This window comes from Collinsella sp. An2 (assembly GCF_002160065.1).
Classification (GTDB): domain Bacteria; phylum Actinomycetota; class Coriobacteriia; order Coriobacteriales; family Coriobacteriaceae; genus Limicola.
The window spans coordinates 200,188-209,570 of record NZ_NFJW01000003.1 but is presented as its reverse complement, the minus strand read 5'-3'; the positions used below and the strand labels follow the sequence as shown (position 1 = coordinate 209,570).

At 64.5% G+C, this 9,383-nt stretch carries 9 protein-coding genes; all 9 read left to right on the top strand.

What is annotated here, in order from left to right:
• Positions 1-436, top strand: a 436-nt coding sequence (locus B5F33_RS10955) for a hypothetical protein (RefSeq protein WP_204214391.1), incomplete at its 5' end; no start/stop codon positions are given.
• Positions 437-817: 381 nt separating this feature from the next.
• Positions 818-1,843 (top strand): 3-deoxy-7-phosphoheptulonate synthase, encoded by a 1,026-nt coding sequence (gene aroF, locus B5F33_RS03770; RefSeq protein WP_087410456.1) that lies wholly within the window; start codon positions 818-820, stop codon positions 1,841-1,843.
• Positions 1,844-1,852: 9 nt separating this feature from the next.
• The gene (locus B5F33_RS03765) at positions 1,853-2,791 is read left to right on the top strand and encodes a prephenate dehydrogenase/arogenate dehydrogenase family protein (protein WP_343215919.1); all 939 of its coding nucleotides are present in this window, start codon (positions 1,853-1,855) and stop codon (positions 2,789-2,791) included.
• 16 nt (positions 2,792-2,807) lie between these two features.
• Entirely contained in the window at positions 2,808-3,929 is a 1,122-nt protein-coding gene (gene aroB, locus B5F33_RS03760; protein WP_239284738.1) for a 3-dehydroquinate synthase, read from the top strand.
• Complete coding sequence (gene aroA, locus B5F33_RS03755) at positions 3,926-5,233, top strand: 3-phosphoshikimate 1-carboxyvinyltransferase (RefSeq protein ID WP_087410454.1); 1,308 nt, start codon at positions 3,926-3,928, stop codon at positions 5,231-5,233. Before aroB ends, aroA begins: the two co-directional genes overlap by 4 nt.
• Positions 5,233-6,396 (top strand): chorismate synthase, encoded by a 1,164-nt coding sequence (gene aroC, locus B5F33_RS03750; RefSeq protein WP_087410453.1) that lies wholly within the window; start codon positions 5,233-5,235, stop codon positions 6,394-6,396. Before aroA ends, aroC begins: the two co-directional genes overlap by 1 nt.
• A gap of 99 nt (positions 6,397-6,495) precedes the next feature.
• On the top strand, positions 6,496-7,641 hold the full coding sequence (gene pheA, locus B5F33_RS03745) for a prephenate dehydratase (protein ID WP_087410452.1): 1,146 nt from the start codon (positions 6,496-6,498) through the stop codon (positions 7,639-7,641).
• Positions 7,641-8,876: a shikimate kinase gene (locus B5F33_RS03740; protein WP_087410451.1), complete on the top strand. Its 1,236-nt coding sequence runs from the start codon at positions 7,641-7,643 to the stop codon at positions 8,874-8,876. Before pheA ends, B5F33_RS03740 begins: the two co-directional genes overlap by 1 nt.
• A 51-nt stretch (positions 8,877-8,927) precedes the next feature.
• Positions 8,928-9,371: a type II 3-dehydroquinate dehydratase gene (gene aroQ / locus B5F33_RS03735; RefSeq protein WP_087410450.1), complete on the top strand. Its 444-nt coding sequence runs from the start codon at positions 8,928-8,930 to the stop codon at positions 9,369-9,371.
• The last annotated feature ends 12 nt before the right edge of the window (positions 9,372-9,383 follow it).

Genomic DNA, 9,383 nt, shown 5'->3' with positions numbered 1-9,383 from the left:
CCCATACGTGCGGTACGGCGGCACCGCAGGCGACGATTACAAAGCCATTGTTCCCGCCCAGCCCGCGACCCGGTATGCCGCGGGGAGGCTTTCCCTCAATGGCTTTCTCATATCGTCTCGTTGCGAACCCCCGATGCATCCTGCACGCTTCCCCATGCCGCGAGCCTACGGCCGCGAACGCACACTGTTCCGCGGCAATTTACACGCTCGCGTTTGCATCCCCTCGTATATGTACGCAATTCACACGCTCAAAGCCCTCTACAAGGGGTGTTTCCGTGTGGATTGCCGCAGAACTCGAACCAAGCGTGTGAATTGCCACAAAACAAGCGAAACGCAGCAACAAAATCGCCGGCGTTCCATGAAAAGAACTATAAAGTCCTATAACAGCGACTGTTCGTTTCGTTTTTATGCAGTAAATTCCGGATTCCACAAGTAGACCCCCGAGCGGGGCTTCAGAATCCAGGCATTTTGTTGGTCACAAGCTGTCTCTACTCGGGAAATTGAAATCTAACTGCATAAAACCGAAACGAGTTTTATCTAGACATCGGGACGCAGGGTGCAAGGCCGCTGCAAAGGTGTAATTCTGCAGGTTCAGAGGTCCTGACGCCGCCGGGCCAGCAACAAACCCAGACACGCGCCCCGCAGCAAACCCAGCCGCCCACGACGGAACAAGGCAAACACCCCCTGACCCTGCCGATGTTCCCAAGCGTTAACAAATCAGGGGCGTCGACAACGTTTCCAAGTTGTTACGTTACACTCTATCCACTTATACCGAATCGTCTACGTCCCCGGTCGCGGGACATGTCTGGAGGACCCCATGATCGCCATTCTTCGCAAGAACGCTTCCCCGGAGGCCGTCGACCACCTGATCGGGTGGATCGAGAAGAAGGGCCTGTCCACCAACGTGTCACGCGGCGAGAACGAGATCGTCATAGGTCTGGTGGGCGACACCACCAAGATCGACCCGTTCCTGCTTGAATCCATGGACATCGTCGAGCGCGTCCAGCGCGTGTCCGAGCCCTTCAAGAAGGCAAACCGCAAGTTCCACCCCGCGGACTCCTCGATCGACTGCGGCTTCGGTATCCACATCGGTGCCGGCGAGTTCCAGGTCATCGCAGGCCCCTGCTCCGTCGAGGGCGAGAATCTTATCCGCATCGCTCGCCAGGTAAAGGCTGCAGGTGCGACCATGCTCCGCGGCGGCGCCTACAAGCCCCGCACCTCCCCGTACGCATACCAGGGCATGGGCCCCGCCGGCCTTGACCTCCTGTGCGAGGCACGCGAAGAGCTCAAGATGCCTATCGTGACCGAGATCATGGACCCGCGCGACATCGACGTATTCATCGACAAGAAGATCGACGTCATGCAGATCGGCGCGCGTAACGCCCAGAACTTCCCCCTGCTCAAAGAGGTGGGTAAGACCCAAATCCCCATCCTGCTCAAGCGCGGCATGTCCGGCACCATCGACGAGCTGCTCATGGCCGCCGAGTACATCATGAGCGAGGGCAACAACAACGTTATCCTCTGCGAGCGCGGCATCCGCACGTTCGAGACCCGCACGCGCAACACCTTTGACCTCAACGCCGTGCCGGTGCTCCACTACCTCTCGCACCTGCCCGTGGTCGCCGACCCGAGCCACGCAACCGGCTACACCCGCTATGTGGCACCGATGGCCCTTGCCGCAACCGCGGCGGGCGCCGACGGCCTCGAGATCGAGGTCCACGACGACCCGAGCCACGCTTGGTCCGACGGCGCCCAGGCGCTCACGCCCGACCAGTTCAACGACCTCATGCGCCGCATCGCCCTCATCCGCGAGGCAATTGCCCCCGCGGCGGACACCGAATAGCAGGCCCCTATGGCAGATTCGACTTCATCTACGGAAACCGAAGGATCACGCAGCACTGCGGCACCTATGACCCCGCGTCGCGTCGGCGTCGTGGGCCTGGGTCTCATTGGCGGAAGCTTCGCACGTGCCTACCACGCAGCCGGCGTGGAGGTTCTTGCCTGGGACACCGACCCCGATACCATGGATGCCGCACGCGTCGAGACCATTGCAGGCGTGCTCAACGATGCGGCCATTCCCTCCTGCGACCTCATCGTTCTTGCGGCCTACCCCGCTGCATGCATTTCCTGGCTCGAAGAGCACGCCGAGCTCTTGGGCAGCGTCTCCGATCCCACCCACGGCGCCGGGCCCTTGGTCATCGACACGGCAGGCATCAAGCAAGAGGTCTGTTCCCGCGCGTTTGACCTGGCAAGCCGTTACGGTTTCTCGTTCATCGGGACACACCCCATGGCCGGCACCGAGCATTCCGGCTTTGCCCATGCGCGCGCCGACCTGTTCCAGGGGGCGCCGATGGTGCTCGTTCCGCCCGAGCTTGACGACATCGATCGCCTGACGCTGCTCGACCGCGCAAATACGCTCCTGGCCCCCTTGGGTTTTGGCTCCTATAGCGTGACCACGCCCGAGGCGCACGACAGGCTGATCGCCTTCACAAGCCAGCTGGCGCACATCGTATCGAACGCCTACGTGAAGAGCCCCACGGCTCGAGCCCACCACGGTTTCAGCGCTGGCAGCTACCGCGACCTCACGCGTGTCGCGCACCTCAACGCCCCCATGTGGGCCGAGCTCATGTGCGCGAACGCTCAGAACCTCAGCCAAGAGATCGGCTGGCTCGTGGATGCCCTCAACGCATACCGCTCCGCGCTTGACGCCGGAGATCGAGACCGCCTGCGCATGCTACTTGCAGACGGCGACCGCATCAAACGCGCACTCGACGACGAGACACAACGCTAGACGGGAGGCTATCACCTTGCAGACCATACGCGTAAGCACCGGGCGGCCCTACACCGTCCACGTTGGCACGCGCCTTCTAGAGCAGGCTGGCGAGATGATTCGCGAGGCTTGCAGCGGCGCGAAGGCCATGATCGTGACCGACAGCAACGTGGGTCCCCTGTACGCCAGCATCGTGCAGAAGAGCCTTGTCGAGGCCGGCTACGACGTTGCCGTCCATACCTTCCCCGCCGGCGAAGAGCACAAGCGCGCAGCAACCCTCATCGACATCCTCGAAGACATGGCCGCCCACGAGTTCACGCGCGAAGACGTCGTCGTGGCGCTCGGCGGCGGCGTGGTGGGCGATGTGGCCGGACTGGCCGCCGCCACCTACATGCGCGGCTGCAAGCTCGCTCAGATGCCCACGAGCCTGCTGGCGATGGTCGATTCCTCGGTCGGCGGCAAGACCGCCATCGACCTCGAGGGCGGCAAGAACCTTGCGGGCGCCTTCTGGCAGCCCTGGGTGGTCCTTGCTGACGTGGGCTGCTTGGGCACCCTGACTCCAGAGCAGTTCGCCGACGGCTGCGGCGAGGTGATCAAACACGGCGTGATCCGCGACCCCGAGCTCTTCGAGTTTTTGGAAGAGACGCCGCTCACCTATGAGCTTTTGCTCCAGAGCCTGAGCACCGTCGAGCGCATCGTCGCCCGCAACGTCGCGATCAAGCGAGACGTGGTGCAGGCCGACGAACGCGAGTCGAACCTCCGCAAGCTGCTCAACTTTGGCCACAGCATCGGCCACGCCGTCGAGGCCGGCGAGCAGTACCGGCTGGGACATGGCACCTGCGTGGCCATCGGCATGACCATGATCTCGCGCGCCGCAGCGACGCGCGGCATCTGCTCGGAGGATGTGCCGCGCCGCATCGATGCGCTGTGCCGTCGCCACGGCCTCGACACCGCCTGCGGTCGCACGGTCGAAGAGATTTATGCCGCCGCCCTGCACGACAAGAAGCGCCGCGGTGGGCACATCGACCTCGTCATCCCGCGCGCCATTGGCGACTGCGTCATTGTGACGACACCGCTCGACGAGTTCCGCGCCTTCATTGAGGACGGCCTCGCCGTTACTGCCGAACAACAAGACAGCCCCGTGGAGGTAGACGCATGATCGCACGCATCATACCGACTCCCCTTGCCGGCACCGTGCCCGCGATCGCATCGAAATCCGTGGCGCACCGCCTTATCATCGCGGCGGCGCTTGCCGACCGTCCCACCCACGTGGTGTGCAACACCATCTGCGACGACATCGAGGCGACTGCACGCTGCCTCGAGGCGCTTGGCGCTCGGGTCGAGGCCGTGGCCGACGGCTTCCAGGTGACGCCGGTTCCCGCCGATGCCGCCGCTCGCCCCGTCTCCCCCACGCTCGATTGCGGCGAGTCGGGCTCGACGCTTCGCTTCATGCTGCCCGTCGCCTGCGCGCTTGGCGCCGAAGCCGTCTTCACCGGAGCCGAGCGCCTCGGTGCCCGTCCGATCTCTGCCCTGACCGATGAGCTCTTCGCGGCGGGCTGCGACTTCGAAGGCGTCGGCGCCTTCCCGCTCGTCACCCATGGGCGCATGCGTCCGGGTCGCTTCCAGCTGCCGGGCGACGTGAGCTCCCAGTACATCTCGGGACTGATGCTCGCCGCGCCGATTTTAGGCCACGTGACCGAAATCCTCGTCTCGGGACGCATCGAGAGCCGCCCGTATGTGAACCTCACCATCCAGGCGCTCAAAAGCTTCGGCGTGCGCATCGAGACTGAGCGCGTCACGCTTCCCGACAATGTGCCGGGCACCCTGTTCACCGTGCCCGACGTCACCTACCGCTCCCCCGGCACGGTGTACGTCGAGGGCGACTGGTCGAACGCGGCCTTCTGGCTCTGCGCAGGCGCCATGGGATCCGCCCCCATCGGCGTCGAAGGACTTTCGCTCACCTCGGCACAGGGTGACCGCAACGTGCTTGCAGCGCTCTCGCGCTTCGGCGCGGGCGTGCGGCGCAGCACCGACGCCGCCGTTATCCAGCCCGACAAGCTCAAGGGCTTCGAGATGAGCGCCCAAGACATCCCCGACCTCGTTCCCATCATTGCCGCGGTTGCATCGGTGGCCGATGGCACGACCGTCATCTCGGACTGCCGCCGCCTGCGCATGAAGGAATCCGACCGCCTTGCCACCGTCACCGAGACCCTCGCCGCGCTCGGCGCCGACATCCACATCGACGAGGACAGCATCGTCGTCCATGGCAAGCCCCAGCTGCAGGGCGGCACGATTGAGGCCCATAACGACCATCGTATTGCCATGATGGCCGCCATCGCGGCCACCCGCTGCACGTCGCCGGTGGTCATCCGCGGGGCTGAGGCCGTCAACAAGTCGTATCCGCTGTTCTTCAGCCATTACCGCAGCCTGGGAGGACGCGTGGAGATCGAGGAGGTGCGCTAGTGGCATCCATCTTTGGCAACGTGCTTCACCTGAGCATCTTCGGGCAGTCCCACTCCCCCGCGATTGGGTGCACGCTGGACGGCATTCCCGCAGGTATTGCTGTCGATATGGACGAGCTCCAGCGTTTCTTGGAGCGACGCGCCCCCGGCCGCTCGGACACCGCGACCACCCGACGCGAGGCAGACCGCCCCGAGTTCGTGGCAGGCATAACCGATGGCCACACGAACGGCGCCCCCATCGCGGCGCTCATCCATAACACCAACACGCGCTCGCAGGACTACGCGGAGCTTCGCCGCGTGCCGCGACCGGGTCATGCCGATTATCCGGCGCGCGTCAAATACCGCAACTACCATGACGTCGCGGGCGGCGGGCACTTCTCCGGCCGCCTGACCGCCCCGCTCTGCATTGCCGGTGGCATCGCCCTGCAGGCGTTGCGTGCGCAGGGCATCCGCATCGCCGCCCATATTGTGAGCCTCGGCCCCGAGGGCACCGCAGACGCGCGGCTGAACCCCCTGCAACTTGACGAAGCCCAGCTCACGTCCATTCTGAACAACGAGCTTCCCTGCATCGACGCCGAGGCAGCCCGGCGCATGCACGAGGTGATCTTGGGTGCGAAGAACAGCCTCGATAGCGTCGGAGGCGTGATCGAGTGCGCCGCCTACGGCATGCCGGTAGGCGTTGGCGACCCCATGTTCGATGGTATCGAGAACCGCATCGCGCGTATCGCCTTCGGCATACCGGCGGTCAAGGGCGTGGACTTCGGCGCCGGCTTTGGCTGCGCCCGTCTGCGCGGCAGCGAGGACAACGACGCCTATCGCATGGACGAGGGCCAGGTTCGTCCCCAAACGAACAACGCAGGCGGCATCCTAGGTGGCATCTCGACCGGCATGCCCATCGTGTGGAAGATGGCCGTAAAGCCCACGGCTTCTATCGGGCGCACGCAGCACAGCGTCGACCTCGATGACGGCGTCAACGCCGACCTTAAGGTGCGCGGTCGTCACGACCCGTGCATCGTACCGCGTGCCGTCCCCGTGGCCGAGGCGGCCTGTGCGCTCGCGCTCTTCGACGCCCTGCTTGAAGACGGGCGCTTCGTGGTACCGCCCGCACAGGAGCAGGACGGCTGCAGCGCCCCCGAGCGTTCTGAGCGATTTATGAGCGCGTGACGCTTTTGCGCCACGCGTTATTGTGTCGAACCGGGCCGTAAGCATTCCCATCGTGCGGCCACCTCATCCTGCAACCACATCACCATAAGGAGTCAACCCATGAACCTCACCGAAGTCCGCACCCAGATCGACGCCATCGACAAGCAGCTCCTCGACCTGTTTGTCCGTCGCCTCGAGCTGGCCGACGACGTCGTTGCCGCTAAATCTGCCGAGGGCAAGCCGGTCTTCGACCCCGCGCGTGAGCGCACCAAGCTGCTCGAGATCGCCCAGGGAACTCCCGAGCAGATCCGTCCCCAGGCCGTATCCTTGTTCTCGCTGCTCATGAGCATGAATAAGGCCGAGCAGCAGCGGGTCCTGCACGCCGACGACCCCAAGAGCCTCTCCGCCTCCGCGCGTGCCGCGCTCAAGCCGGTCGACGAGCCCTTTCCCGCAACCGCCATGGTGGCCTGCCAGGGCGTTGAAGGCGCTTACAGCCAGATCGCCGCGTCGCGCCTCTTCCACGTGCCGGGCATCACGTACTTCAACACGTTCGAAGGCGTCTTCCGCGCCGTTCGCGACGGCTTCTGCGATTTTGGCGTCGTGCCCATCGAGAACTCCACGGCCGGCTCGGTCAACGCCGTCTACGACCTGCTTGCCGAGTACCGCTTCTCCATCGTGCGCTCGCTGCGCCTCAAAATCGACCACAACCTCCTGGCCAAGCCGGGTGTGCGCATCGAGGACGTGAAGGAGGTCTTCTCGCACGAGCAGGCCGTGGCACAGTGCGCCGACTACCTCGACCGTCTGGGCGTGAAGGTGACCGTCTACGAGAACACCGCCGAGGCTGCGGAATTCGTCGCGCACACCGACCGTACCGACGTCGCCGCGCTCTGCTCGCGCAGCTGCGCCCCCCTCTATGACCTCGAGATTCTTGACGAGGACGTCCAGGACTCCGACAACAACTACACCCGCTTCGTCGTGATCGCGGCTGAGCCTCAGATCTACCCTGGCGCGACGCGCACCTCGCTCATGCTCACGGTTCCCCACGAGCCCGGCTCGCTCTATCGCGTGCTCGAGCGCTTCTATGCCCTCGACATCAACCTGGTAAAGCTTGAGAGCCGCCCCATCGCCGGCCGCGACTTCGAGTTCATGTTCTACTTCGACCTGGACTGCCCGGTGGGAACCCAGTCTCTGGAGACCCTCCTCGACGCCCTAGACGACGTGTGCGAGAACTACACCTACTTCGGGAGCTACACGGAGGTCATGTAATGGGAACGGCGCGCTTCGGACTTTTGGGACGAAAGCTTGGCCACAGCTACTCCCCGCTCATCCATCGCGAACTGGTGGGTCTTGACTACGAGCTCTTTGAGCGAGAGCCCGAGGATGTCGAGTCCTTCCTGCGCGACGGCGCGTGGGACGGCATCAACGTGACCATACCCTACAAGCGCGCCGTCGTACCCTACCTGGACGAGCTCACCCCTGCAGCGCAAAAGCTCGGCAACGTCAACACCATCGTGCGGCGCGCCAACGGCACCCTGCTGGGAGACAATACCGACTACGCCGGGTTCAAGGCCCTTGTTGAGGCCTCAGGCGTAGACGTCGCAGGCAAGCGCGCCGTGGTCTTCGGCGGGACCGGAGGGGCGGGCTCGACCTGCCTGGCCGTTCTTGAGGACATGGGCGCGCAGGCGATCTCGGTATCGCGTCGCGGCCCGGTAACCTATGACGACCTGGGGGCCTACGCCGATGCGGCCCTCGTGGTAAACGCCACCCCCGTCGGGATGTATCCCGCCTGCCCCGCCTCGCCTGCATCCTTAGAGGCCTTCGCCGCCCTTGAGGGCGTGGTGGACATCGTCTATAACCCGGCGCGCACCGCGCTCATGATGGAGGCCGAGCGCCGAGGCATCCCCGCCGTCGGCGGTCTGCTCATGCTGGTCGCGCAGGCGGCTGCCGCAGATACGCTCTTCTGCGGGGCGACGCCGTTTGCGCGCGAGGTCGCCGCGCTTACCAGGAAGATCTCGAACAACGAGCAGAACATCGCCCTCATCGGCATGCCCGGCTCGGGAAAGACCCGCGTCGGGCAGGCAATCGCTGCACGCCTGGGTCGCACACATGTCGACCTCGACTGGGAGCTCGAGCGCCGCCTGGGGCGCAGCTGCTCGGACGTCATCACCACCGAGGGTGAGGACGCCTTCCGCACAGAGGAGACCGCCACGCTCGGCGACATAGCCAAACAGAGTGGGCTTGTCATCTCCTGCGGCGGTGGCGTTGTGACACGCCCCGAAAACTATCCGCTCCTCCACCAGAACAGCCGCATCGTCATGCTCGATCGCCCGCTGGACGAGCTTTCAAGCAAGGGCCGTCCCATCTCCGCACGGGATGGCGTCGCCCACCTCGCCGAGGTCCGCATGCCGCTCTATCGAGCATGGGCCGACGTCATCGTGCCCTCCCAGCCCTCGCCGGGGGAGACCGCACGCGTCGCGCTCGATGCGCTCGAGAACCACTGACGCGACCACCTCGCAGCCGTTGTTTTACGTTTCGCTTATCGGGAGGTTCCCATGAAGGTACTGATCATCAACGGGCCCAACCTCAACATGCTTGGCATCCGCGAGCCGGATATCTATGGCAAGGAGACCTACGCAACCCTCGAGACCATCTGTCGCGACGCCGCAAAGGAGTTCGGCTTCGATACGGCCGAGATCTTCCAGTCCAACCACGAGGGCGCGATCGTCGATAAGATCCAGGAAGCCTACGGAACGTTCGACGGCATCGTCATCAACCCCGCGGCCTACACGCATACCAGCGTCGCGATTCTCGATGCGCTCAAGGCCGTCGCGCTGCCCGCTGTCGAGGTCCATATCTCGGCGGTCGAAGAGCGCGAGGATTTCCGCCAGGTGTCCTACCCTGGTATGGCATGCTTTGCCACCATCACCGGCGAGGGACTCGACGGTTATCGCCACGCCCTTCAGGTGCTTTCCGAACACCTGCTTGCAGAGCGCTAACAACATCTAGCT